Genomic DNA, 25,890 nt, shown 5'->3' with positions numbered 1-25,890 from the left:
TGGGGGCATTGTAGAACGATCGGGTAACGAAAAGATTACAAGCACGGACACTTCTCTGTAATACTATGGTTATAAACCATTGTTATAATCGCGCACCATCATTACAAAAAAAGGCTTGCAAATGCTACCACGCTATGAACTCAAACTCAATGAAATCCGCGGTATGATTTCAACCATGCTAAGTCAGATCATCCTCACCAGTGAAGAGACTCTCCAAGCATTTGAGACCAATAATGAAGAACTGTATGAAAGTTCGCGTACCCATATTAAAAATATCCAAATCGATGCCAATACGATCGATAACGAAATCATCAAAACGTTTGCCCTCTTCGGACCGGAAGCGGATGAGTTGCGGTTGTTGGTCGCCTATCTAAAAATGACCAACGAAATCGACCGTATCGGCGATGCGATGAAAAAATACAGCACCCGCCTTTACCAACACTGCATGGGCGGATGCGATATGTCCGTTTTGTCAAATGCGATCGTCCAACTGCACAAAACGACCCTCAATGCGCTACAATATATTTTAGAATGTCTTACCCATATGGACGGATGCGATTCGGATGATGTATACCGTAAAGTAATGGTAGAAGAGTCCAAAAACGACGACCTCTTTTCTATTATGGAAAAAGAGCTCCTTACCCTGATTATTAATTCGGATGAGCTCTCAATCGAATACGTCAAAGTATTGGGTACGTTGCGCAAACTTGAACGGATCGGCGACCGCGCGGTTAATATCGCATCGTTGATGCTGTATGCGCAAAAAGGCGGCGAGTTACGCTTGCACAGCTAAAAAGGATTGATGTGAACGGTCTTATCGTAATCGTTGAAGACGAAAAAGATATTTTGGAGCTGATGGAGTATCATCTCGCCAAAGAGGGATTTGAAACCATCGGCTTTTTAAATACCAAGCATGTCACCGATGTTTTGGAAGAAGAGAGTGTCGATCTGATTTTGATGGACCGCAATCTACCCGGAGCCGAGGGGAGCGAGTTTGTCGAGTCACTCCGCAAAAAAGGGATTCACACCCCTGTTATTTTCGTGAGTGCCAAACAAAAAGAAGAAGATATTGAACAGGGGTTTGAACGGGGCGGGGACGATTACATCACCAAACCTTTCAGCATGAAAGAGTTGGTCTTGCGGGTCAAAGCGATGCTGCGGCGCACCAAGAAACTTTCTCCCGAAGGGAATATCACCTATCGTGATATTTCTGTCAATCTCGCAGCAAGAACCGTCATGATCGAAGGGATTCCGGTCGAGCTTACCAAACTCGAATTCGACCTTCTGCACGCGCTGATCGTTAACGAAAATGTGGTCCTCGATCGCGATTACCTGCTCGAAAACGTCTGGGGAAGCGACGAGGTGTATCAGGATCGTACCGTAAACGTCGCGATTAACCGCTTGAAAGAAAAAATCGATCCGGATAAGAGCAAAGAGTACATCAAGACAGTACGGGGAGTCGGATACACACTGTGCTAAAGATCCATCAGCTTTTTTTTCTTAACGTTCTCGGACTTTTTATCGCCGCACTCTCCATAGCATCCCTTATCAGTTATCTTACTCTCAAAGCCATGCTGATCAAGGATAGCGAAGACCGCCTAATCCAAAGTATCGAACTTCTGGAACCTCAAATCGTCTCTATGGACAATTACGATCGACTTGCCGAAAACATTCATAGTAAAACCCATTTTCGCGTCACCGTTATTGATGAAAACGGCACCGTTATCGCTGAAAGCAATGCCGATAAACAACAAATGGAAAATCACTCCAACCGCGTTGAAGTGATGCAGTCGATGAGTGAACCCTACGGCGTCACCATCCGCTATTCACATACGGTCAAAAGCGATTTTATCTATGTCGCCAAAAAAATCGTCTCTCCGAAACGAACCCTTTATTTTCGTCTTTCCATGAGTCTGGAAGGGGTTATGAATCATTTTTACATGTTATGGACCCGATTTGTCGCCGCTTTCGCCGTTTTGGTTGTTATCGCCCTGCTCATCGCCTATAACATCTCCAAAAAAGCGCGTCACGACATTATTCAGATTACCCAGTATCTCGATCAGGTATCGGCCAAAAACTACAAAGCCGTCCTCAGACCCGAGTATTTCAGGGAGTTTTTGCAAATCTCCATACTATTGAAAAATCTGGTTAAAAAGCTCCATAACCGGGACAAACAAAAACGCAAACATACGGCCAAACTCCGACTTATCAACAAACAGCAAAACGATGTCCTTTCGGCGATAAGCCATGAGTTCAAAAATCCGATCGCCGCGATCATGGGATATGCCGAAACCCTCCATGACGACTTGAACCTGGATGTTCAGATTCGGGAAAAATTTCTCGATAAAATTTTGAGCAACACCCATAAAATCACCTTGATGCTCGACCGTCTCGCCCTTTCGGTCAAATTGGAAAACAACGATCTCTCCATCAAGCCGACAACATTCGATATTGCCGAAGCCGTCCATGAGGTTATTTCCGTCTTAAAAGGAAAATACCCCTCGCGCACGATCCGTTTCAACGGCGAGACAAAAACGGTCTATGCCGACAAAACGATGATCGAACTCGCCCTCACGAATCTGATTGACAATGCCCTCAAATACTCTGAAGAAGATGTAACCGTCACACTCACGATGTACACCCTCAGTGTTAGCGATAAAGGGATCGGTATTGCTCCTGCGGAACTCGATAAAATCACCTCGAAGTTCTATCGGGTACAAAAAAACCGCTGGGACAACTCTATGGGACTCGGCCTCTCCATCGTCAGCTATATCCTCAAACTGCATGATTCCGCGCTTACGATCACCAGTACGTTGGGAATCGGTTCAACCTTTACGTTTTCGATTGAAAACTTTATCCAAAAAAGCAAACCGACAAAATCATGATCCCTCTGTCCGCTCCGCTTCAAAAGCTGATAGAACACCTCTCAAGCCATTCCGTCCGTCCGATTTTTGTCGGAGGATTTGTACGCGATTACTTCACCGGGCGCGAAAATATTGATCTGGATATCGAGCTCTACGGCGTCACCTCTCTCGAAACCCTTGAAACCCTCTTAAAACCGTTCGGAAAAATCAACGTCGTGGGAAAAAGCTTCGGTGTGCTCAAACTCTCCTATAACGGTTATAACATCGATTTTTCGCCTCCGCGTAACGAATCCAAACACGGACATGGACACAAAGGTTTTGAGATCACCTGGCTAAGCGACATCGACTATCCCGCCGCAGCCCGTCGGCGGGATTTCACAATCAACTCTATCGGTTACGATCCGCTGAACAAAACATTGCTGGACCCTTATGGAGGGGTAGAAGATCTCAAACGCAAGCGTTTGGCATGTGTCGATCCAGCGACTTTCGTCGATGATCCGCTACGGGTATTGCGCGCAATCCAGTTTGCCGCACGATTCGAGCTGACCTGCGATGAGACCCTGCTGAATTTATGTCGTACAATGATCTCCGAAGGAGCACTTGAAGAGTTGCCGAAAGAACGGATTTTCGAAGAGTTCAAAAAACTGCTTCTCCAAAGCGACTCCCCTTCTATCGGATTAAAACTGTTGCGTGAAATGGGGGGATTGCCTTTTTTTTCTCCCCTCGATCTTCTTGAATCGACTCCACAAAATCCCGATTCCCATCCCGAAGGCTCTGTCTGGAACCATACCCTTATGTGCGTCGATGCGATGGCATCCGAGCGCACGGGAGAGGCTAAACATGATTTGGGATTGATGTTTGCCGCATTACTGCACGATATCGCCAAACCCGCTACAACTATCACGATAAACGGATATCTTTATTCTCCCGAGCATGCTTTCAAGGGGGTGGCTGTCGCCCGAGAATGGCTCTGGCGCATCACGGAGGACAAATCCCTCACTGCTGCCGTTTTACCACTGATAGAGTATCACGGATGGCCCCGTAAACTTCACCGTTTGCAGGTAGAAGATCCCGAAATTCTCCGTCTCAGCACTCACGTTTGCATCGACGATCTGATTCGCATTGCCCGTGCCGATTTTTTCGGCCGCGGATTTAGCGGTGAAAAACCTCACCGCTTCGACGCGGGAGAGTGGCTTTACGAACGCGCCGTCTCATTGGGCGTTTTGCACACCCCTCCCGCCCCGTTCGTCATGGGTAGAGATCTAATCGATATCGGGCTTACCCCTTCAGATGAATTTAAAATCATCCTCGAAACAGCCTACGACGCTCAACTCAATCAACTCTTTTCAACGCACTCCGAAGCTCTGGATTGGATACGAAATCATCTCAAATCCCATCCTCATTTTTCCCCTTCTTTTCGGCAATTCCCCTCGTAACAGTGTTGTAATGATCGTGTAATAAAATTTCTGACCTAATTACAAGGCAAGGTGTTGCATGATCGATAAAATCTTCTCCAACCTCACCCGTTTTAGTGCTCTGCTGGTTCTTTTCATCGTTGCATGGATATTCACAGAGCTCTATAATCAATCGCTTGAATCGATTCATGCGTTCGGGTTTGATTTCATTACCAAAGACGAGTGGGCGCCTAATCTCGATAAATTCGGCGCATACGCCGCTATTTTCGGTTCTGTTGCGTCTACGTTTTTAGCGATGCTTTTTGCCATTCCTGTCGCTATCGGAGTCGCTATTTTCTTAAGTGAAATCGCTCATGACAAAATCAAAGGATTTTTCGGAGTGAGCGTCGAGCTTCTTGCCGCCATCCCTTCCGTTATCTACGGTATGTGGGGACTTTTTTATTTTGTCCCTATTATCCGTGATATTTTCGGCGGGATGGGGATCGGCCTTCTCAGTGCCGGTATCGTTCTTGCTATCATGATTTTGCCGTTTATGGCCGCCGTTACCCGTGACGCGATGAACACGACGCCCGATATCCTCAAAGAATCGGCCTATGCACTCGGCGGTACACAGTGGGACGTTATCAAAGACGTTATCATCCCTTACGCGCGTGCCGGTATCATCGGTTCGATCATTTTGGCATTGGGACGAGCGATCGGAGAGACGATGGCGGTAACGTTCGTTATGGGGAACGTCCACCACACTCCAAGCTCGATCACCGACCCGACCACATCGATTCCGGTAACGCTGGCAAACGAATTTACCGAAGCAGACAGTTCGCTCTATTTCTCAAGCTTGTTCGGATTGGCGCTGACGCTTCTCATTATGAGCTTCGTGGTTATCGCCGTCGCGAAATTTTACTTTTTACGTAAAGAAAGGAGAGGTTCATGACTGCGGTAGAAAAACGGGTCGTCGTCAATAAGATCATTCTAGCCCTTTCCACATTAAGTGCCGTCATTGCGATAGCCTTTTTGTTCTGGATTTTAGGTGTTTTGGTTATGAAAGGGGTTGACGCCCTAAACTGGAATATTTTTATCTTCGAAGGGGCTCCTCCGGGATATGAAGACAGCGGTCTGAAACATGCTCTGGTCGGTCAGGTCATTTTGATCACTTTGGCAACCGTTATCGGCGTACCTCTGGGTATTTTAGCCGGGACCTATTTGAGCGAGTACGGCAAAAACTCCAAACTTGCCCACTTCATCCGCGATATCAGCGATATCATGATGTCGGCTCCATCGATCGTAATCGGAGCATTCGTCTATGCGATCGTCGTTATGCCGATGGGGCATTTCAGCGCTTGGGCCGGAGCGATCGCTTTGGCTATCATTATGATTCCGATTATTTTGAGAACAACTGACGATATGCTCCAACTCGTACCCGGTACATTGCGTGAAGCGGCATTCGCTCTGGGAGCGCCGAAATACAAAGTCATTATGGACGTCGTCTACCGCGGTGCCAAAGCAGGGATTTTGACCGGTGTACTACTCGGTATCGCTCGTGTCGGAGGGGAAACGGCTCCGTTGCTCTTTACCTCATTTAACGACAACTTTTTTACAACCGATCTCAATGCGGCGATGCCGTCGCTTACAGTGACGATGTTCAACTATGCAATCAGTCCGTATGAGGATTGGCAACAGCTCGGATGGGCGGCTGCGTTTATCCTCTCTATGTTCATTTTGGGTCTCAACATCATGGGACGACTAATCTTATTCGCCGGAAAAAGGAAGTAATCAATGGCAAGTATTATCGATATCAAAGACGAATGTGCTTTGCACGTACGTGATTTTGAATTTACCTATAAAGGAGCAGAGGCTCCGAGTCTGAAAAAAGTAACGATGCCCATTGCCAAAAATTCGATCACCGCGCTCATCGGTCCGTCCGGATGCGGCAAGACGACTCTTTTGCGTTCATTTAACCGTATGCATGACCTTTATCCGGGAAATATCTATAACGGCGAAATCGAATTCGAAGGGCGCAATATCCTTAGTTCGAAAGAAGATCTGATCCATTTGCGTACTAAAATCGGGATGATTTTCCAAAAACCGACCGCATTTCCGATGTCGATTTTCGATAATATTGCTTACGGAATGCGTCTGCAAGGGTTAAAAAACAAAACGGAACTTGCCGATCGCGTCGAACAGGCACTCAAAGACGCCGCATTATGGAAAGAGGTAAGCGACCGTCTTAAAAACGATGCAAACGGCCTCTCTGGCGGTCAACAACAACGCCTCTGCATCGCCCGCGCAATTGCCGTAGAGCCTGAAGTATTGTTATTTGACGAACCGACTTCCGCACTCGATCCGATCTCGACTCAAGGGATCGAAAAACTGGTTATCGAACTCAAAGACCGCGTGAGCATCATTATCGTTACCCATAACATGCAACAAGCCGCGCGTGTCAGTGACTATACGGGCTTTATGTACCTTGGGGAGCTCATCGAACTCGGACACACCGAAGAGCTCTTCGTCACTCCGAAAGAAAAACTCACGCAAGAGTACATCACCGGTAAATTCGGTTGATATAAAGGGTTTCCCCTTTATACCTCATTTCTTTTTCTTCCTTCTTCAATCCAGACTTACCATCTTTATTCATTTTTAAAAACAAAATAAATTCTATTTAATATTTATTTTAGTACTATATCATACAAATAATAACAGTATAAATTATTTTATACTTTATAGGAACAACATGGCGAAAAACTTCGGGGCACGGAAAAATGCTCAATATAAAGTTGTCAGCACCTCTCCGAGCGTCAATAAAACACCGCGCGGTCCATCGATACCTCCAATACCTTATGATGTTCAGCAAGATTTGAGTAGCGCGGAGGGGGTATCCCCGAATGTCAACTTTAACGGTGATCCCGTTTATGTCAAAACTTCGCACAGCAGTAAAGTCACCGGAGATGCCCAAGGAAGTGCAGGAGGAATAAAATCAGGAACAGTAGGGGCGCAATCCGATCCTATCGAAGCAAGTCCTAGTGTATTTGTAAACGGTAAAGCCGTCGTGAGGGTCGGAGACGTTCAGCATATGCAAAACAAAAATACCGTCGGAAAAGTGGTCAGTTCCGAAAGCGGTTCCGCCGCCCATATTACCGATGAAGGAAAAATCGAGGGAAATACCCGACCCGAACCTATTGCTATGCCGTATTCCAAAAACAAACCGACCAACAATACCGGAAGCGGATCTTTGGGCTCGCGCACCGGATCGCCGGTTCTCCTCGCATCGGGTAAACTTTTTTATGAGACGGGTGATGTGTCGCTCAAAGCGCCGATACCGATTCTGCTAGAGCGCCATTACATCAGCGATGAACGTATCGGGATGTTTGGCAAAGGGTGGCAATGTCTCTATGAGACACGGTTAATCAGAAGCGACCCCTCAACGCTCAGCCTCGTCTTTACTGATGATCGAACGTTTCGTTTTACCTACAGCGATGAGGGGTTTATCGATGCAGATGATCTAGGAGTCTCTTTGGTGTTACTCAGCCCTCAAACCTTTTTGGTTGAGTATTTTAACGATATGCACACCGAACGTTATGAGAACGGCTACCTCAGTGAGATAAAAGATGCTAATGGTAATAGCCTAAAGCTCATACGAGAGAATAACGGTAAACTCCTCCATATTGCTTCATCGGATACATCGCTGAGCTTTGAATACAACCAAGAGGGATTTGTCTCTCGTGTACGTGATCATACGTTTCGTGCTTGGAGCTATACCTATGATAGTGTGCATGAATCCCAGAATACTAAACATTACACCCTCACTCACGTCACCGATCCTATGGGGGGAGTCGTCTGCTATGTCTATCAAAACACCTCTCCTTACCGTTTAGAGCAAATCATCGATCCCAGCGGTGTTAGCGTACTGGAAGTTACGTACGATCCTTCCGGACGTGTTGAGAGCTACAGAGAAAACGGTGAATCATTCAGCTACCGCTACCAACCCAACCGTGTCATAAAAACAGACTCTTTGGGAGATAAAACCTTTTACGGAATCGATAACTGGGGAGCCATCCGTGCTATCACCTATCCTGATGGGACAACGACACGCGAAGAGTATCACGATGACACCTCAGTCGTGATCGATGAGGGAGGCAACACCCATATACGGGTATTCGATAAACGCCATCGCCTCATCCGCGAAGTTCGCCCCGATAAGAGCATTATCCTCTATGGCTATGAGGGGAACAACCCCTATCCCCTGAGTCTATCGGTAGAGGAGAAACAAACCCTATTTACCTATGACGAGCGATTTAACCGAACATCACGCACTACTCCCGATGGACTAAGTGAGTCATGGAGCTACGATGATCGGGGTAATATCATCTCCTATACCGACAGCGCAGGTATTGCAACCTCACTCGCTTATAACAATATGGGATGGCCGCTCCGTATCAGTGACGCGATGGGAGGGGTAACCCAGTATGTGTATGATGAACTGGGGAACAACACCGCCGTTATCGATCCCAATGAGCAGATTGAGCACTTTAGCTACGATAGACTCTCCAATCTCATCTCCATCACCCAAACCCAGCGTGTGCCTCACAGCGTATCTACCGCACCGACGATCCACTTTACCTACGATCCGGCAGGACGCTTTAGCACTCTGAGCGATTCTAGCGGAAACGTTACGCAATATCTCTATGACGCAGAGGGATTTTTATCCCGTGTGATTGCTCCCGATAAAACAGAGAGCATCTATAGCTATACCAAAGGGCATCTATCCTCTATCGAAACAGCGGATGGAGAACGTATCGACTTTACCCATGATAAACGAGGACGTGTACTCTCCAAAAGCAGCCGTGATAAAACCATCCTATTCACCTACGACGACATGGGGAATCTCACCCGTGCGAATGATGGCATCAACACTGTCGAGTACGTCTACACCACCAATGCCCAAGTACAACTCGAGCGTCAAGGCTCCAAAAGTGTCTCATACACCTACAACATGGACGGCATCAAACGCTTTATCGGGTATGAGGGGATGCACTATAACCTGATGCGTGATTTGAGCGGTAATATAACCGCCATACGCAGAGGGGTAGAATCGTACACCCTCACTTACGATCAAGCCTCCCGTCAAACCTCTCTGACTTACCCCAACCGTATCGAAAGTAAAAGCGCATTCGATCCTCTCGGAAGGCTCACTAACCGCTCTTTGGGAGAGCAACTCTTCCTCTCCTATCAATACGACAAGACATCGCGTATCGTCCAAAAAAACAACCTCCCCATCACCTACGACTCTGCCTATCGGGTTCTCCAAGTGGGAAGCGAGAACTATACTTATGACGACGCAGGCAATCTGCTGGGAGAGAATACCCACATCGATCCGATCACACAGCGTCTGATGCGTCAGGGAGATACCCACTACCGCTACGATATTATGGGACGGCTCACCCAAAAGAGCTCACCGACCGCTCAAACGACCTATACATATGACAGTGAGGGGTATTTGGTGACGTACTCCGCTCATACCGCCTCTCCCGTTCACCCAACGACTGGCTCAGTGCGAACTGAGATACGCTTCACCTACGACCCGTTAGGACGCCGACTCACAAAGCATTTTAAATCGCTTAAGGTGAGCTTGTCGAACCATGAAACGATCAGCGAATACCACCACCGCTATCTCTATGACGGAGCGGACATCGTCGCTATCTACGATGCCGATACCGATACACTATTGGCAACACTGTTGCACGATGAAGCTGTCGATTCCCCTCTCAGTATCAGCGTTCATCCCACGAAAGCATTAACACCCGATGAGCAACGCCACTATGAGACACTGGATGAGAGTGAACAATACCTCTTTAACCACTCCCGTATCCAAACCTACTACTACCACAGAGATCACCAAAACTCTATAGTAGCTCTCAGTGATCAAAACGCTCAAATCATCGAGTATTACGAATACGATACTTACGGTAATATTACTAAAAGCGAACACACCGAAGGGCTTCAAACTCTAAACCCCTATCGTTATACAGGTAGAGAGTTCGACACCGATGATTTGTACTACTACCGTGCACGTTACTATGACCCGACCATCGGACGATTTATCACTCCCGACCCGATAGGATTCCTCGGTGGGGATACGAACTTCTATCGGTATGTGGGGAATGATCCGGTGAACTTTATAGATGATAGTGGGTTTAGTGCAGTGGCAACGGGGGGAGCAGTCAATCATTCTCAACAGGTACTCTCCAAAACTACAACAGGAACGAATCCGATTCCTCCGAAACCGAAGCTCTCTAATGGTGGAGGAACTGCCCAAGTGAATAAGGGCGATGGAACAAAAATCAAAGGAACACTGCCGAAACCAAAAGAAGAATGTTGTAAAAAACCGGTTCCGGCAATGGCAAAAGGAAGCTGTGATTATTACCAAAAACGTTATGATAATTTTATCGAACGACATAAGCCATGTGCTAATCGAACACCACCTGAATATTATCTCAATTACGGTTTCAAATATTGTTCTAAATTTAAAGCTGAAACCTATCAAAATCTTTCTCCAGAAGGGCAGGAGTGGTTAGATAAAACATTAATACTATTACAACAATTTATGGATCAAGGATTGGTTAATTTGGATTATAGATCTCTTAATAATGAGAAATTCAACACAAGAGTAAAACAATATAAAAATGGAAATTTTTTCCAAGGGATAGAGTGCAGAAATGCCGATCATCGGTATTTTGCTTTCGCAACCCATCCAGATGCCTACAGACCTGATGCGATGAAAATGCTTCCTTGTAGCGATTTAATGAAAATTGCAGCCACTCCCGACTGGAAAGAATGGCTAGACGGGGCTACATGGGAACAAGCCAATATCATGCGTGAAAAAATGGGTGTATGGGAAACTATGAATAACTGTAGTAAAGCCGAAGCTGGTTATAGAACTGATCAGTTGATCGAAAAAACAAAAGATATAATCAACTCAATAAAAAGTTTATTTGAATGAAAAGACAAAAAAGGAATCTGATGTGGATACTATTTAGCCTAATTGGGCTTACTATCGGAGCAGTTTTTGTTCTTAACTCTTCATATTTTACGAATCAAAAAATAGGGATCACAATGAAAAAATTTACAGAAGTGAAAACACAGTGGACGGATATTGATTTTACTACGGCTATAATTGGTGAAACACCATTTGTATCGAAAATCAATCATAAATCGTATCCATCTCTTGAAAAATACAGAATAAATGGTATCTACGGTATTAAAAATGTTCTATTGGTTTATGGTAGCGATGAAAGAGAAGTCACAGATAAATGGGAAGTCAAATTCGGCGTTCCACTATCTGATGAAAATTATGTAGGAAGAAATGAAAAAGCCTATATCTTCCGATCAATCGATGACGGAAAAACATTTGACAAGATATGCTTAGGGCATGGCACTGTTGAGTATAGTCGAAATCCCCCCATTTTTACTAATAACACCCTCTATATACAAGTCGATGAACAAGATACCAAGAAAATACGTTACTACCGTTCTACTGATTTAGGTAAAACATGGGTTTCAAATGCTTGGAAGCCATCGTTTGCATGGAGTAATGGAATGATGTTTATTGAACACACTCCTTCACCATATGAAGAAGAAATTTTAAAAACAGTGACGATGAGTCAAGATGGCGGCAAAACATGGCATCCATTATCGGGTACATTAAAAGAATTTTACGATAAAACACAATCACTACAACAGCTTAACGATCATACTATAGTCGGGATGACAGAAAATAAAGAATTTCTATTCCTTGATCTAAAAACCATGCAAATAGAAAAAAAGGTTTTTGAAATACCTGAGCATAAAAAAATAGTTGGATTCGCTATCAGTAATCATCAATTGGGCTTAGAGATTGAAGAGTATACCCTTAATGAAGGAAGCGATACTCAAACATCCTATTATTTTCCTGAAACCAAAGAATACGTACTTCTTCCAAAACAGCTACCTTACCAGATTTATTGGGATGTAAAAGATAACTACATCGGCGGTTTTTTTAACTATGGCGATGAAGTCTTTGGAGTACCTGTCCACGTATACACGCTTGATCGCGGTAAAACTTGGAAGTATGAAATATTGGATAAATATAATCTTATGAAAGTACCTGCTTATATTGATGGACAACTGTGGTTTGTAGCGAGTAAAGATTCCGCAGGAGGTATTTTTCTGACCAAAGGGAAAGTTGAGTAGTGCTATTTTTTCGTAGCTCATCCTTTGTCTACAACACCAATGCCCAAGTACAACTCGAGCGTCAAGGCTCCAAAAGTGTTTTATACGCCTACAACATGGATGGCATCAAACGCTTTATCGGCTATGAGGGGATGCACTATAACCTGATGCGTGATTTGAGCAGTAATATAACCGCAATACGCAGAAGGATAGAATCGTATACCCCACCTACGATCCTTTAGGACGACAGCTTACAAAGCATTTCAAATCGTTCGTGGTGAGCTTGTCGAACCATGAAACGATCAGTGAATACTACCACCTCTATCTCTATGATGGAGCCAATATCATCGCAGCGATCTACGATAACGACGGTGAAACTGTTGAGAAACCTTTTACTTTACTTTTTCTATTTTTTCACTATCGATCTCTATTACCGTATGAACATTTCCTCTCGGATAATAGTCAGCAATCACTTTTAAGCGCTTAGGAGCGATTTTTTGTTCAAATACCGAATATATCTCGTTTGCACTGTTTTCGTGCGAAATATGGCGGTTTCTGAACGAATTAATGTACAGTTTAATGGCTTTGAGCTCAGCAACCCATTTATCCGGCGTATATTCAACATAAATCGTTGCAAAATCGGGATAACCGCTGCGTGGACAGAGGCAGGTAAATTCGGGTAACGTTACTTTTATCACATAGTCGCGTTCATGTGCATTCGGCCATATTTCAAAATCTTTTTCGATATCGAAATTTTCGACAATTTGTTCTCCGTATTTCATCATTTTTCCTTTTTTAAAAATTTGAGTATGAACCCGTTTATTCAAAGATCAGAGCTGATCGGCCGTTAAAATCGTACCGAGATAATTTCCCTGACGGCAATTGATTTTAAGCGATTGGGCAAGAATGTCTACATTGGCGTCTTCGATCATCGACAGCCACGTTTTTGCCCCGCACAAATGGGCACTCAGGTTAAGCCCCTGGATAATGTTCTGGTACCCCGCTTCTTTTATATGACGGGTATAAAGCGTATCGAAACGGACAAGATCGATTTCCAGCTCTTTGAGGTAAAGCAACGTTGTATGATAGCCGCCTAAACGATCCAGAGCGATTTTATATCCTGCCTTGCGATAATGGGCGATTTGCTGTGCAAACCGTTCGATTTGGTGACAATACTCTTTTTCTTCAAACATGAGTGTTATTTTATAACGTGCCATCGGATACCGTTCAAACAATGTCAGTGCATGTTCAAAAAAATAAGGGTTACGCAAAGTGACCGAAGATACCGTTACCACAAAATTTCGATTTCGTTCGTCACATAATTTTCCGATGTATTCGATAATGTACGTTTCGAGCTGACGCATTTGATTAAGACGATTAAGGACAGGGACGTACCGACTTTGATGAATAAACCTTCCTTCGGAATCTACCAACTTAACCGTAGTATCGTATAATGAGTATTCATCGCATCGCGTAGGCCAAAATCCTACTGAAAAACGTTTGTTTTCCAAAGCTTCGACGATTTCGTTTTCGAGTTCGTTAATCGAATAAAATTCTTCTTTTTCGTTATTAACGCGATCGTGATAGAGTTCATACAAACGGCTGATTAACGAATCGGCATTGTCAGAGACGGAAGAATCGAGTAAGGCCGATTCGAGACGAATTTCAATATCGTCTTGGGTATAGTTTTGGTATTTACTCATTAGCAATTCCAGCAAAACAGTGTACTGTTCTTTTTTTCCGGGAAAAAAAAGGAGAAAATCTCCCCCCTTGTAACGACAGACAGGAAGTTTATCGTATCCTTTGTCCCGAAAAAAATCATCCAGTTTAATCTCTATCTTCCGTAACATGATATCGCCGTTTTTAACCCCGTAACGTTCATTGATCGCCGTTAGATTTTCGATACTGATCATAACAAGCGTTTGAGTATTTTTCGTTAATGCTTTGGAAAAAAGTTTTAAAAAATATTCGCTTGTAAACGTATGTGTGATCGTATCGGTGATGTTTTCGCGGGTACTTTGATAAATGAGGTAAAAAATAAAATAAACCATTATCCCCAACAACGAGATAGACAAAACGATCAGTGAAACCAATGTAGTGTAGGACTGGGTTAAAAAAGCAAAAAGGGTAACCGAACTCAAAAAAAAGATAGGCAATCCCATCCGCAAGGCTAATGCAAAACGGTGTTCCCTCTCTTTTTGTTCGGTGTAGGTCATAAATGAAGGTTAAATATCCAGATGTTTAACGTCTTTAGCATGCGTTTCGATGTAATTACGGCGCGGTTCTACATCATCTCCCATAAAGAGATTGAAAGATTCTCCTGCCGCTTCCGCATCTTCGATCGTAATACGGAGCAATACGCGATTTTCCGGTGTCATCGTCGTTTCCCAAAGCTGTTCCGGATTCATCTCCCCGAGACCTTTGTAACGCTGAATATAAGAGCCTTTTTTCGCAAAATCGGTTATCTTGCTTAACAATTCGAGCAAATCACCCTCAAGCGGTAAATTCCACTCTTGAATTTTTTGATAGATATAGTTTGCCTCGATAAAATGAGGAGAAGCAAACAGTTCATCATTGATGATCAATTCTTCCAAACCGCTGTCGGTTTGAACAAACAGATGCATTTGTTCGTCGTTGATACTTTTACTCAAAATATTATTATTTTTAGCACTTAAAAACGCTTCGACTTTTGTATACATTTCGCTGATCGGTAATCCGATCAAATCCGGGTTTTCGATAAAGTAACGGATCAAATCAACCAAAGCGTAACGGCGTTCCAACGCATCGAGCGTCGAACGGTAATGATCGACCATTTTAAAGAAACTAACCAAATCGTTTGCACCGATGTTATCGACTTCCAATGCTCCGATTCCGTTTTCGATCAAAAATGCGTTCATAACACGATCATCTTTAAAATAGATCTCTTTTTTCCCTTTTTGGTAACGGTAAAGCGGCGGCTGTGCCAAATAGAGGTATCCATTCTCAACGATTTTTGGCAAATAGCGGAAAAAGAAAGTCAATAACAACGTTTGAATGTGGCTTCCGTCGACGTCGGCATCGGTCATAATGATGATCTTGTGATAACGGAGTTTCTCTTCGTTGAACTCTTCGCCGATTCCACAGCCAAGAGCCGTGATCATGTTTGTAATCTCTTCAGATTTGAGGATTTTGTCCAAACGTGCTTTTTCAACGTTGAGGATTTTACCTTTTAACGGCAAAATGGCCTGGAAGACACGATCACGTCCCTGTTTTGCCGAACCGCCCGCAGAGTCCCCTTCCACCAGATAGAGTTCACTGATTGAAGGATCTTTGCTTTGACAGTCCGCCAATTTACCCGGTAATGTTCCAACCGTCATTGCATCTTTGCGACGAGTAAGCTCACGCGCTTTTTTCGCCGCTTCACGTCCGCGTGCCGCCATTAATGCTTTTTGAACGATTGCTTTGGCTTGAAGCGGATTCTCTTCAAAATATTTGGTCAGTTTTTCATACGTTACTTTTTGAACTAACGGTCTAACGTAGGTATTTCCGAGTTTTCCTTTCGTTTGTCCTTCAAACTGAGGCTCAGGCACACGTACCGATACGACACAAATAAGCCCTTCGGATACGTCTTCTCCGGTTAAAGGAACGTCTTTCTCTTTGGCATTGCCGTTTTGTTTGTTGTAATTTGAGATAACACGGGTCAGACCGGCACGGAAACCGGCTTCGTGAGTACCGCCGTTAGGAGTGTTAATGTTATTGACGAAGGTAAACGTTTTATCGTCGTAACTGTCGTTATACATAATGGCGATATCCATCTCGATATCTTCGATTTTTTCGCTGAAGGCAAATGGAGAAGCTACGACCGTTTTTTTATTCACATCCGTTACGAATTGGCTGATACCGCCTTCAAAGTGATACGTATTGCTCGCGCCGTTACGTTCATCTTTAAAAATAATCGTAATACGAGGATTTAGATATGCCAGTTCACGGAACCGTTTTGCCAAATAGTCGTAATCGAAAATAATCGTTTCGGTAAAGATGGTCGGATCCGGAAAAAACTCGATGGTTGTTCCCCGTTTACGGGTAGTACCGGTTACGGCCAAAGGTTCTTGCGGGATACCGCATTTAAAGTTTTGCTCAAACGATTGACCTTCACGGTGAATGGTCATTTTGAGATCGCTACTGAGGGCATTAACAACCGATACCCCTACCCCGTGCAAACCGCCCGAGACTTTATAAGTATCTTTGTCGAATTTTCCCCCTGCGTGCAATACGGTCAAAACAACCGTTGCCGCAGAAATTCCCTCTGTCGGATGCATATCGGTCGGAATACCCCGACCGTTATCACTTACTATTGCGGTACCGTTTTTGGTCAATGTTACCGTGATCGTATCACAGTGCCCCGCCATCGCTTCATCGATCGAGTTATCAACGACTTCGTAGATAAGATGGTGTAATCCGCGATGACCGGTATCACCGATATACATTCCGGGTCGTTTTCGAACTGCTTCGAGACCTTTTAGGACTTTAATATTGCCGGCACCGTAGTTTTGTTCCATGTTTGCTCCATAAGTAGCGTATTAAATGGCTTTATTTTACCTGATATAAACTAAAAAGAAGGTTTTGTAGAGAAAATCCCTTCATCAGGGATTTTTGAGAGGAGATGTCAGATTACGATCGGCATGATAATCGTTTTAAAATTATTATCTTTAAGAACGAAAGGTTGATTGGATTCATTGGCTTCGAGAATAAATTCGGTTCCGTTGATTTGTGAGATAAAGTCAATGATGTAACGGCTGTTGATGGCAAGGATAAAAGGGACATCGAATCCGTTTTCAATTTCAACGGCCGTTTTTGCTTCGATATTGTCATCACTCAAACTTTCGAATAAAATGGTATCGCTTTGAAAAGTAAGTTTGAGATCATTTGAGATTGTCGTGATTTGCTTGATAGCGGTTAAAATCGCACTTTTCGGCAAAGTGATAGAACGTTGAGCCTCTTTGGGAATGATACGGGTGTAATCCGGGAATTTTCCGTTGATCAGTTTGGTATAGAACAAAGAGTCTTCCGATTTGATGATCAAATGGGTATTGTCATAATAAATCTCGATGTTATCGGAAAAGAGTTTTTGAATCTCGATAATCGCTTTTTTAGGGACGATAATAGAGAGTTCGGCATCATTTTGACTGTCAATGTGAACAAGAGCCAAACGACGGGTATCGGTAGCTACAAAGTTGATTTGATTGCTTTTAATATCGATGAGAGCACCGTTGAGTTCAAATTTCGGATTGTTGGTATCGGCTGCAGGGGTAATTTTTTTGAGTGATTCGATAAGAAGATGAGAATTGATCGCGATGTTCGGTTTTCCCTCAGTTGAAGGGAATGCCGGAAATTCGGAGCTTTTATATGTCGGTAATTTAAAATTGGAACGTTTTTGACGGATATGAAGAGTGTCTTTGTCAAGATTTAGTTCAATTTCTTCGTCTTTTAAGATACGGACGATATCGAGAAGCTTTTTACCGTTTGCGGTAATAGAACCGGGTTCTTCTACGCTTACCGAGTTTGTTTGAATGACAAGTCCGATTTCATAATCCGTTGCTTTTGCAAAAAGGGTTCTTCCGTCTGTGGAGAGGAGGATATGAGATGTGATTTGAGATGTGTCTTTTTTTTCTAAAAAGGGTTGAAGATGCAGAAGGATATTTTCCAGGACCGACTTGTCAACGGTAATTTTCATAAAAGACTCCTTTTATTATTTATATCATCAATTGTAGTAGATAGTAATAAGGGGGTGTGAATGTGTGAAAACATCTGATTTGTTCCCCTCTCTTCTGCTATTTTGATGTGATGAATCTAGTTTGTTTCATTCACAGTTGTTCACGTGTTGAATTATATCTTTTTTAAATCGGCTTTACAAACACAAAATACTATTCCGGAGTAGCCATAGAGACTTTATTGGAGAGTTCTTCGACTTTGATTCGGAAATCTTCGTCGTTTTTCATCAGCTCTTGAATCTTTTTCATAGTATGGCTAACGGCCGTATGATCTTTCATTCCGAAATATTGTGCAAGTTGAGGCATCGAGTTGGGTGTAAGAGAACGGGAAAGGTAAATGGCGATCCGACGGGCGTAAACGATATTGCTGTTACGGCTTTTAGAACGGATCTCACTCGGTTTGATATTAAGTTCTTTGGCCACGGTATCCATAATAAGGTCGGTAGTGATATTACTCCGTTTTTCAGCCATTTGCTCTTTGAGGACGTTTCGGGCAAATTCGATCGTAATATCGACTCCCATGAGCTGTGAATAAGCATTGAGCTTTGAAAGGATCCCTTCGATTTCTCTGGTATTGTTCTCGATGATCGTTGCCACATAGTTAATAACTTCGCGATCGAGTTTAACGCGGTTGATTTCACATTTCTTTTTAATGATCTCGATTTTTGTTTCGAGTTCGGGAGGCTGAATATCGGCAACCAAACCCGATTCAAATCGACTTTTTAGACGTTCTTCGAGTCCACCGATTTTTTTAGGGGGTTTATCGGAGGTAATAATAATCTGCTTGTTTTCATTGCGCAGCGCATCGAAAGTATGGAAAAATTCCTCTTGAATCTGGTTTTTGTTGCTTAGAAATTGAATATCGTCGATAAGAAGCAAATCACATTTACGGTATTTGTCTTTAAAACGATCCATTGTACGGTTGCTGAGATGACGGGTAAAATCGTTTAGAAATTGTTCTACCGAAGTGTAAATGACCGTTTTGCCCTGTGAGAGCATTACATTTCCGACCGACTGCATCAAGTGGGTTTTTCCCAGTCCGACTCCTCCGTAGATAAAGAGAGGATTATAAACGACTCCCGGTTTCTCACTTACGTTTTTAGCGGCGATAAAGGCAAAATTATTCGAATCGCCGACAATAAAATTTTGAAAGGTGAAAGAAGGATTGAGTAGCGATCCGCCGCTAGGTCTCTCTACGATTGCATTTGTAGCTGTATTTTGGAGTGTTTGTGCAGCAGTAGATTGCACTAAAATCGATACGGAAGGTTTGATACCTGTTTTGATTTCGAAAAGATGGGCAATCTTTTCCGCAAATTTAGTCCGGGTCCAATTGGCAATCAAAGGATTGGGAGCACGAAAGATAGCAATATTGCTTTTGGACTCGCTTTCATCGTAGGTTAGTTGTTTGACGTAGCGTTGATAGTCAATCTCACTAATCTCATTTTTAAGTGCGTTTAAAACTTGTTTGCCGATCGAATTCATTTTTTTGTTCCCTGTGAATAGTGATGTGAATAATACCAATATTTGCCTATAATTAGGTTCAAAGAAGAGGTGAATAAAAGATATTCACCTATGTGAACAGATTTACGGCATATAAAATTTGTAAGGCGGAAGAGTATGACGATATTGGGGATAGACCCGGGGACCCGTAATTGCGGTTATGCACTTGTAAGTATAGAAGGGCAAAAAATTCGTCTTGTCGAAGCCGGATTGATCAAGATGAAAAGTGAAGCGCTTCAATATCAAATTCCCCAAGTGTGTGAGGCGATTGAACAACTGTTTCGTTCTCATACTATCGATGAGGTAGCGATGGAAGATATTTTCTATGCCCACAATCCGAAGACTGTTTTAAAACTGGCACAGTTTAGAGGGGCAATCACTCTTAAATTATTACAGGAATACGGGATGTTTGCCGAATATACACCGTTACAAGTCAAAAAAGCATTGACGGGAAAAGCAAAGGCGGCAAAAGAACAAGTGGCTTTTATGGTGAAACAGATTTTAGGGATTACCAAAGAGATTAAACCGTTGGATATTACCGATGCTATGGCGGTTGCAATCGCTCATGCGCAAAGAGTCAAATTGGATTTAAATCAAAAGAGTCAGAAAGTACGAAAAGCGACTAACACACCAGGAGAGTCGCTAGGGTAAAAGTGTACCTAAAGAGGCTTAGAGAGTCTTAATATTTTGAGATTGATAAAACGCTTAAATGTTTATCCTTGTTACAGCACTGAGAATTTTCTTAAATGTATAAGAAAAAAAGAAAAATTTTAAAAATGTGTAATATTCACACTGTGAGTGCTCTGTGAATAAGTTAAACCGATTTTTTCAAATAATCTGTAAAAATTCTTCTCCATTTCAGAAAATATTTAGATAAATATAGACTGAAATCACTACCTTCAACCAGCCTTAAAACGCCTATTTTAGGGACTTCCGAGAATTTTACCCGGTTAAATATTCATTAAGCCATTGTTATAAAAAGTTATTCACATAATTCGAGATTTTGTTTTCGAACAATTATGTTACACAGCAGTAATCAAAACGTAATCACACTGAAATCGATACATTTTACTATTTGATTAATAGATGTGAAAACAGAGGATAAAGACGATGGTTAATGCAGAAATGATTTTACGCAAAGAACACCCGAAGGTATTTCAATATCCTCCTTTAATCAATAAAACGATTGTCGGATTGACACGACTTCTTCTTCATGAAAAATCGATTAACCGTTTTATGGAAATGCATGAGGGTAAAAACGGTTTGGAATTCATTAATGCCGTTTTGGAATATTTAAATGTATCGTATAAGACCGTTCATCGGCAAATTGAAAATATTCCTTCTATGGGAAAAGTTATTATAGTAGCCAATCATCCGTTGGGGGCATTGGATGCTTTGTGTCTGATACAAATGGTATGTTCCGTCCGTCAGGATAGAAAAGTGAAAATCGTTGCTAATCGTATGCTCTCTGAAATCGTACAGCTCAAAGAGTTTATGATCGGCGTCGATAATTTCAACGATAAACTCTCCAAAAATGCATTACGTCAAATCGACAATGCGTTACAAGCGGAAGAAGCCGTTATCTTTTTCCCTTCAGGCGAAGTTTCCCGTGCCGGATTTTTCGGTATTAAAGAGGGTGCATGGAAAGGGGGATTTATTAAATTTGCGAAGCGTAACGCAACGCCGATCCTTCCTATTTATATCAAAGGAAAGAATAGTCCTCTTTTCTATGGCGTCTCATGGATTTACAAACCGTTAGGGGCATTGTTGTTAAGTCATGAGATTTTTGCCGCTCGTAATCGGGTTTTTGATTTTACGATCGGTCAAATGGTCAGTGAGAAAGCGCTTAACGATTTTAATTTGACTGAAAAACGTCATGCGCGATTGTTCCGTAAACACCTCTTGAGACTCTCGAAAGGGAAAAAAGGGATATATCCTACCGAATGTTCGATTGCTCATCCCGTATCGCGTCAGGATCTCAGAGCAGAGCTTCGTAAAGGGGAACAGATCGGGTTGACAAGTGATAACAAACAGATTTATTTGATCGAACAAGAATACGCTCCAAATATCATCAACGAAATTGGAAGATTACGTGAGTACTCTTTTCGAAAAGTAGGAGAAGGGAGCGGACGCGCCCGTGATGTCGATGCGTATGACCGCTATTATCATCATCTAGTATTGTGGGACGATGAGGCTCTTGAAATTGCAGGCGCCTATCGTATCGGAGAGTGTGAATGGATTCTCTCTTGGCTGGGTAAAGAGGGATTATACATGAGCGATTTATGCGAAATGAACGATCAATTCGATTCGGTGCTAGAAGATGCTATTGAGTTGGGACGCAGTTTTGTTCAGCCGAAATACTGGGGAAGTCGAGCATTAGATTATCTTTGGCAAGGGATCGGGGCCTATTTGAGCCATAATCCGCACATCAAATATATGATGGGTCCTGTCAGTATTTCAGGGAGTTTTCCGAAACACGCCCAAGAAGCTTTAGTCTATTTTTATTCTCTCTATTTCGGTTCGGATCACACGATGGTAAAAGCAAAATCGCCTTACCATCTCTCAGATTATGTGCGTGCGGAATTTACGGAGTTATTCAGCGGAGAAGACTATGCTGAAGACTTTAGACGTCTTAAAGACTATCTCAAAGCCTTTGACGTATCGGTTCCTACCCTTTATAAACAATACAGTGAGTTGTGTGAAGAGGGTGGAGTCCAATTTATGGATTTCGGGATCGATACCGATTTCAATAGTTGTATTGACGGTTATATATTAGTCGATATCCGTAAAATCAAAGAGTCAAAACGCCAACGCTATATTAGATGCGTGGATTGATTTTCATCGCTTCCAAACACTCCGCACCGAAATCTCTTTCCGAAATAATTCGGTAGGAGATACCGCTATATTCAAATTCTAATGTATGAGCATGAAGTAAAAGACGGGTTGCACCGCTCTTTTGATATATCTCTTCCCTTGACAGCTCTTTTCGTATATACCGTTCGATATCGGCTTGATCCTGGCCGTAAACCGGATCTCCGACGATAGGATGTTTCACGTGAAACAAGTGGACTCTGATTTGATGGGTACGTCCGGTGAGCGGTGAGGCTTCCACCAAAGTAGTATCTGATTCAGGAAAATAGCGCAGCGGCTTTATGAGGGTACGTGATACTTTTCCTGCACTGTCTACTTTGACGACCATGCTGACTAATAGATTGGGGTGATCGTTTCGAAGGAGCGGCTCGTTGATATCCAGAGGCTCTTTGAGATGCCCTTTTACCATAGCGAGATAACGTTTGGTGATACGTCGTTCAGAGAATAACCGCTTTAAAACGGCTTCACTGTTTTTATTGAGAGAGACTAAAACCAAACCGCTTGTCTCCTGATCGATACGATGGGTTGCGTTAGCTTCATTTCCGTAGAGATGTTTGATTTCATCGTTCAGAGAATATCCCGATTTACGGCTATTGGGATGAACGCACAAACCATTGGGTTTGTCATAGACGACAAAGTCGTTAGCAACAAACATAGGTTTGAAACCGTATGATAACGGTTCAAAACAGATGAACTCAAAATCACCTTCTTCAATGTATCCGAACTGCTCATTCATAACGGTACCGTTTTGTGAGATTCGTCCTCTTGTAATCAGACGCTGAGCCTCGCTGCGTGAATATCCGAGTTCATTCATTAAAAATGAAAGTGCTTGTTGGCGAATGGGAGAATGAAGTTTTTTGGTAACGAACGGCATAGGATTATTTTTGCTTCATTGCTTCAAAACATTGTGTGATAAAGTCTTCTTGCGAGACAATATGATACGGATTGCTATTGTAGGTAAAATCGAGTGAATACGCATGAAGCAAGAGGCGGGAAGCACCGGTATTCGTAAAACGTTCCGCTTCACTCATCTCACGATCTAAAAAACGGACGGCATCGGTTTCATCTTGATTGTAGATCGGATCTCCGATGATCGGATGTTTCACGTGAAACAAATGAACGCGTATCTGATGTTGGCGTCCGGTATAAGGTGAAGCCTCGACGAGAGTTGTATCGGTCTCGGGAAAATAGTGAAGCGGGATGATAAATGTGCGCGAAGGTTTTCCCTCGGGATGAACACGTACAATCATCCGAATAATGGAACTGGAATCTTCACGGCGTAAAAGAGGTTCTTGAATATCGAGAGGCTGCGACAGATGACCTTTCACCATAGCTAAATATTTCTTAGTGATTTGGCGCTCTTCAAACATCATTTTTAGAACACGTTCACTCTCTTTGTTTCGCGCGGCCAAAACCAATCCACTCGTCTCTTGGTCGATACGATGGGTGATGTTCGCTTCATGACCGAAACGGTGTTTAATCTCATCGTTAAGCGAGTAGGGAGTATGACGATTTTGAGGATGAACAAGCAAACCGCTAGGTTTATCATATATGGCAAATTCGCTTGCGACAAACGTAGGTTCCAATCCGAGAGAAAGAGGTTCAAACAGTATAAAATCGCATTCGCCCTCGATGAAGCCTGCATTGTTTGACATGACGATGCCGTTTTGGGAAAGTCTACCTTTGGCGATTAAACGTTGCGCTTCGTTTTGGGGAATACCTAATTCATGCATCAAAAAAAGAAAGGCTTTTTGACGATTCGGCGCGTAAAGACGTTTGGTAACGAATGGCAATTTAATTCCTTTTTAGGGAGGGTTGGATAGACTATAACTTATAGTAAGAGCCAATATCATACTAAGATTTTCGGCTTATTTTATGAAGCGCATTTTAGCATACTAAGGAGTTGAGAAATGGTAGATCGTTATGCCAGAGAAGAGATGAAATCCAAATGGAGTATCCAAGCAAAATACCAAGCATGGCTCGATGTTGAAAAAGCGGTTGTCGTTGCATGGAATAAATTGGGTCTCATTCCGGATGAAGATGCTAAAAAGATTGTAGAGAATGCAGGGTTCAGTGTAGAGCGTATCGATGAGATCGAAGCGATTACTCGCCATGATCTAATCGCTTTTACGACATCGGTCTCTGAAACCCTCGGAGAGGAGAGTCGTTGGTTCCACTACGGTATGACATCTTCCGATACGGTGGATACTGCTGTCGCTCTTCAGATGCGTGATTCATTGGCATTGATTATCGATGATGTCAAAATGGTGATGGAATCGATCAAAAAACGGGCCGAAGAACACAAGATGACATTACTCGTCGGACGAAGCCACGGAATTCACGGTGAGCCGATTACGTTTGGTTTGGTGTTAGCGGTTTGGTATGATGAGATGGCTCGCCATTTGGAAAACCTGCAACAAACGATGGAAGTGATTTCCGTCGGTCAGGTATCGGGAGCCATGGGTAATTTCGCTCACGCACCGTTAGAGCTTGAAGAGTATGCGTGCGAAGCGTTAGGACTCAAACCGGCTCCGGCATCTAACCAGGTTATTCAGCGTGACCGCTATGCACGTCTTGCTTCGGCGTTAGCATTGATGGCAAGCTCGATCGAAAAATTTGCGGTACAGGTTCGCCACTGGCAACGTACCGAAGTGTATGAGTGTGAAGAGTTTTTTGCGAAAGGGCAAAAAGGCTCATCCGCAATGCCGCACAAACGCAATCCGATATTGACGGAGAATATCACAGGGTTAGCACGTATGGTTCGAGCCTATGTTATCCCTGCAATGGAAAACGTAGCGTTATGGCATGAGCGTGATATTTCTCACAGTTCAACGGAGCGTTTCTGGTTGCCGGACAGTTTTGTTACAGCTGATTTCATGCTTCACCGTTTTAACAGTGTTATCGCTAATCTTGTTGTCTACCCTGAGAACATGATGCGTAACCTTAATCTAACCGGCGGACTCGTTTTCTCCCAACGTGTTTTACTTGAATTGCCTCTTAAGGGTGTAAGCCGTGAAGATGCCTACCGTATTGTTCAACGCAATGCGATGAAAGTATGGGAAGGATTGCAGCACGGTAAAAGTGCCGTCAATGAAAAAGGGGAAAGTCTCTATCTGCAATACCTTTTGGAAGACGAAGAGCTACGTCAAAGTTTGAGCGAAGAGGCGATCCGCGAATGTTTCAATTATGATTATTACACCAAAAATGTGGATAAAATTTTTGCACGGGTGTTCAAATAATTATCATTAAAATAGTTTCTTTCGGTATAAGAAACAATACAATATTCAG

At 43.1% G+C, this 25,890-nt stretch carries 20 protein-coding genes; 13 read left to right on the top strand and 7 right to left on the bottom strand.

All coding sequences use genetic code 11. The annotated features are described in order from the left end of the window. Positions 1 to 121: 121 nt before the first annotated feature. The 10 genes from Q0389_RS00555 (at position 122) to Q0389_RS00510 (ending at position 12,723) form a co-directional block, all read left to right on the top strand. Positions 122 to 793, top strand: coding sequence for a PhoU domain-containing protein (locus tag Q0389_RS00555; protein ID WP_298690417.1), 672 nt, complete (start codon positions 122 to 124; stop codon positions 791 to 793). Between the two features lie 11 nt (positions 794 to 804). Further along, positions 805 to 1,479, top strand: coding sequence for a response regulator transcription factor (locus Q0389_RS00550; RefSeq protein ID WP_298690414.1), 675 nt, complete (start codon positions 805 to 807; stop codon positions 1,477 to 1,479). After that, the gene (locus Q0389_RS00545; RefSeq protein WP_298690411.1) at positions 1,473 to 2,885 is read left to right on the top strand and encodes a HAMP domain-containing sensor histidine kinase; all 1,413 of its coding nucleotides are present in this window, start codon (positions 1,473 to 1,475) and stop codon (positions 2,883 to 2,885) included. Before Q0389_RS00550 ends, Q0389_RS00545 begins: the two co-directional genes overlap by 7 nt. Continuing rightward, positions 2,882 to 4,300 (top strand): HD domain-containing protein, encoded by a 1,419-nt coding sequence (locus Q0389_RS00540; protein ID WP_298690408.1) that lies wholly within the window; start codon positions 2,882 to 2,884, stop codon positions 4,298 to 4,300. Before Q0389_RS00545 ends, Q0389_RS00540 begins: the two co-directional genes overlap by 4 nt. Positions 4,301 to 4,358: 58 nt before the next feature. Further along, positions 4,359 to 5,210: a phosphate ABC transporter permease subunit PstC gene (gene pstC / locus Q0389_RS00535; RefSeq protein WP_298690405.1), complete on the top strand. Its 852-nt coding sequence runs from the start codon at positions 4,359 to 4,361 to the stop codon at positions 5,208 to 5,210. Continuing rightward, complete coding sequence (pstA, locus tag Q0389_RS00530) at positions 5,207 to 6,049, top strand: phosphate ABC transporter permease PstA (protein ID WP_298690402.1); 843 nt, start codon at positions 5,207 to 5,209, stop codon at positions 6,047 to 6,049. Before pstC ends, pstA begins: the two co-directional genes overlap by 4 nt. 3 nt (positions 6,050 to 6,052) lie before the next feature. Further along, on the top strand, positions 6,053 to 6,838 hold the full coding sequence (gene pstB / locus Q0389_RS00525; RefSeq protein WP_298690398.1) for a phosphate ABC transporter ATP-binding protein PstB: 786 nt from the start codon (positions 6,053 to 6,055) through the stop codon (positions 6,836 to 6,838). 169 nt (positions 6,839 to 7,007) lie between these two features. Continuing rightward, on the top strand, positions 7,008 to 11,273 hold the full coding sequence (locus Q0389_RS00520; protein WP_298690395.1) for a PAAR-like domain-containing protein: 4,266 nt from the start codon (positions 7,008 to 7,010) through the stop codon (positions 11,271 to 11,273). A 113-nt stretch (positions 11,274 to 11,386) separates the two neighbouring features. After that, on the top strand, positions 11,387 to 12,502 hold the full coding sequence (locus Q0389_RS00515) for a hypothetical protein (protein ID WP_298690392.1): 1,116 nt from the start codon (positions 11,387 to 11,389) through the stop codon (positions 12,500 to 12,502). Next, positions 12,502 to 12,723, top strand: a complete 222-nt coding sequence (locus Q0389_RS00510; RefSeq protein ID WP_298690389.1) for a hypothetical protein — start codon at positions 12,502 to 12,504, stop codon at positions 12,721 to 12,723. The genes Q0389_RS00515 and Q0389_RS00510 overlap by 1 nt, the downstream gene beginning before the upstream one ends. Positions 12,724 to 12,873: 150 nt before the next feature. Here the strand turns inward: Q0389_RS00510 and queF are convergent, their stop codons facing one another. The 5 genes from queF to dnaA all read right to left on the bottom strand — a co-directional run bounded on the left by queF (position 12,874) and on the right by dnaA (position 19,713). After that, positions 12,874 to 13,263 (bottom strand): preQ(1) synthase, encoded by a 390-nt coding sequence (gene queF / locus Q0389_RS00505; RefSeq protein ID WP_298690386.1) that lies wholly within the window; start codon positions 13,261 to 13,263, stop codon positions 12,874 to 12,876. 48 nt (positions 13,264 to 13,311) lie between these two features. Next, positions 13,312 to 14,697 carry an EAL domain-containing protein gene (locus tag Q0389_RS00500; protein WP_298690383.1) on the bottom strand — a complete coding sequence of 462 codons (1,386 nt, stop codon included), beginning with the start codon at positions 14,695 to 14,697 and terminating at the stop codon, positions 13,312 to 13,314. Between the two features lie 9 nt (positions 14,698 to 14,706). Then, entirely contained in the window at positions 14,707 to 17,019 is a 2,313-nt protein-coding gene (gene gyrB / locus Q0389_RS00495) for a DNA topoisomerase (ATP-hydrolyzing) subunit B (RefSeq protein ID WP_298690380.1), read from the bottom strand. Positions 17,020 to 17,126: 107 nt separating this feature from the next. Beyond that, complete coding sequence (dnaN, locus tag Q0389_RS00490) at positions 17,127 to 18,194, bottom strand: DNA polymerase III subunit beta (RefSeq protein ID WP_298690377.1); 1,068 nt, start codon at positions 18,192 to 18,194, stop codon at positions 17,127 to 17,129. A 190-nt stretch (positions 18,195 to 18,384) separates the two neighbouring features. Next, the gene (gene dnaA, locus Q0389_RS00485; RefSeq protein WP_298690374.1) at positions 18,385 to 19,713 is read right to left on the bottom strand and encodes a chromosomal replication initiator protein DnaA; all 1,329 of its coding nucleotides are present in this window, start codon (positions 19,711 to 19,713) and stop codon (positions 18,385 to 18,387) included. A gap of 135 nt (positions 19,714 to 19,848) precedes the next feature. On the opposite strand from dnaA, the gene ruvC reads away from it, so the two are divergent. After that, a complete protein-coding gene (gene ruvC, locus Q0389_RS00480; protein WP_298690371.1) occupies positions 19,849 to 20,382 on the top strand; it encodes a crossover junction endodeoxyribonuclease RuvC in 534 nt (177 codons plus the stop codon). A gap of 459 nt (positions 20,383 to 20,841) precedes the next feature. Continuing rightward, positions 20,842 to 22,566 carry a lysophospholipid acyltransferase family protein gene (locus Q0389_RS00475; RefSeq protein WP_298690368.1) on the top strand — a complete coding sequence of 575 codons (1,725 nt, stop codon included), beginning with the start codon at positions 20,842 to 20,844 and terminating at the stop codon, positions 22,564 to 22,566. Here the strand turns inward: Q0389_RS00475 and Q0389_RS00470 are convergent. Both Q0389_RS00470 and Q0389_RS00465 read right to left on the bottom strand, forming a co-directional pair. Then, positions 22,550 to 23,476, bottom strand: a complete 927-nt coding sequence (locus Q0389_RS00470; protein WP_298690366.1) for an RluA family pseudouridine synthase — start codon at positions 23,474 to 23,476, stop codon at positions 22,550 to 22,552. The genes Q0389_RS00475 and Q0389_RS00470 overlap by 17 nt on opposite strands. Positions 23,477 to 23,480: 4 nt before the next feature. Next, positions 23,481 to 24,395: an RluA family pseudouridine synthase gene (locus Q0389_RS00465; RefSeq protein ID WP_298690363.1), complete on the bottom strand. Its 915-nt coding sequence runs from the start codon at positions 24,393 to 24,395 to the stop codon at positions 23,481 to 23,483. A 117-nt stretch (positions 24,396 to 24,512) separates the two neighbouring features. On the opposite strand from Q0389_RS00465, the gene purB reads away from it, so the two are divergent. Continuing rightward, positions 24,513 to 25,841, top strand: coding sequence for an adenylosuccinate lyase (purB, locus tag Q0389_RS00460; RefSeq protein ID WP_298690360.1), 1,329 nt, complete (start codon positions 24,513 to 24,515; stop codon positions 25,839 to 25,841). The last annotated feature ends 49 nt before the right edge of the window (positions 25,842 to 25,890 follow it).

The organism is uncultured Sulfuricurvum sp. (assembly GCF_937936435.1).
Taxonomy (GTDB): Bacteria; Campylobacterota; Campylobacteria; order Campylobacterales; family Sulfurimonadaceae; genus Sulfuricurvum.
This window is presented reverse-complemented; position numbering and strand designations above follow the sequence as displayed.

What these genes read in the sequence shown, in the direction of transcription:
- Q0389_RS00555 (WP_298690417.1), top strand. Translation starts at nt 122, where the DNA reads ATGCTACCACGCTATGAACTCAAACTCAATGAAATCCGCGGTATGATT.
- Q0389_RS00540 (WP_298690408.1), top strand. Translation starts at nt 2,882, where the DNA reads ATGATCCCTCTGTCCGCTCCGCTTCAAAAGCTGATAGAACACCTCTCA.
- pstC (WP_298690405.1), top strand. Translation starts at nt 4,359, where the DNA reads ATGATCGATAAAATCTTCTCCAACCTCACCCGTTTTAGTGCTCTGCTG.
- pstA (WP_298690402.1), top strand. Translation starts at nt 5,207, where the DNA reads ATGACTGCGGTAGAAAAACGGGTCGTCGTCAATAAGATCATTCTAGCC.
- pstB (WP_298690398.1), top strand. Translation starts at nt 6,053, where the DNA reads ATGGCAAGTATTATCGATATCAAAGACGAATGTGCTTTGCACGTACGT.
- Q0389_RS00520 (WP_298690395.1), top strand. Translation starts at nt 7,008, where the DNA reads ATGGCGAAAAACTTCGGGGCACGGAAAAATGCTCAATATAAAGTTGTC.
- Q0389_RS00515 (WP_298690392.1), top strand. Translation starts at nt 11,387, where the DNA reads ATGAAAAAATTTACAGAAGTGAAAACACAGTGGACGGATATTGATTTT.
- queF (WP_298690386.1), bottom strand. Translation starts at nt 13,263, where the DNA reads ATGAAATACGGAGAACAAATTGTCGAAAATTTCGATATCGAAAAAGAT.
- Q0389_RS00500 (WP_298690383.1), bottom strand. Translation starts at nt 14,697, where the DNA reads ATGACCTACACCGAACAAAAAGAGAGGGAACACCGTTTTGCATTAGCC.
- gyrB (WP_298690380.1), bottom strand. Translation starts at nt 17,019, where the DNA reads ATGGAACAAAACTACGGTGCCGGCAATATTAAAGTCCTAAAAGGTCTC.
- dnaN (WP_298690377.1), bottom strand. Translation starts at nt 18,194, where the DNA reads ATGAAAATTACCGTTGACAAGTCGGTCCTGGAAAATATCCTTCTGCAT.
- dnaA (WP_298690374.1), bottom strand. Translation starts at nt 19,713, where the DNA reads ATGAATTCGATCGGCAAACAAGTTTTAAACGCACTTAAAAATGAGATT.
- ruvC (WP_298690371.1), top strand. Translation starts at nt 19,849, where the DNA reads ATGACGATATTGGGGATAGACCCGGGGACCCGTAATTGCGGTTATGCA.
- Q0389_RS00475 (WP_298690368.1), top strand. Translation starts at nt 20,842, where the DNA reads ATGGTTAATGCAGAAATGATTTTACGCAAAGAACACCCGAAGGTATTT.
- Q0389_RS00470 (WP_298690366.1), bottom strand. Translation starts at nt 23,476, where the DNA reads ATGCCGTTCGTTACCAAAAAACTTCATTCTCCCATTCGCCAACAAGCA.
- purB (WP_298690360.1), top strand. Translation starts at nt 24,513, where the DNA reads ATGGTAGATCGTTATGCCAGAGAAGAGATGAAATCCAAATGGAGTATC.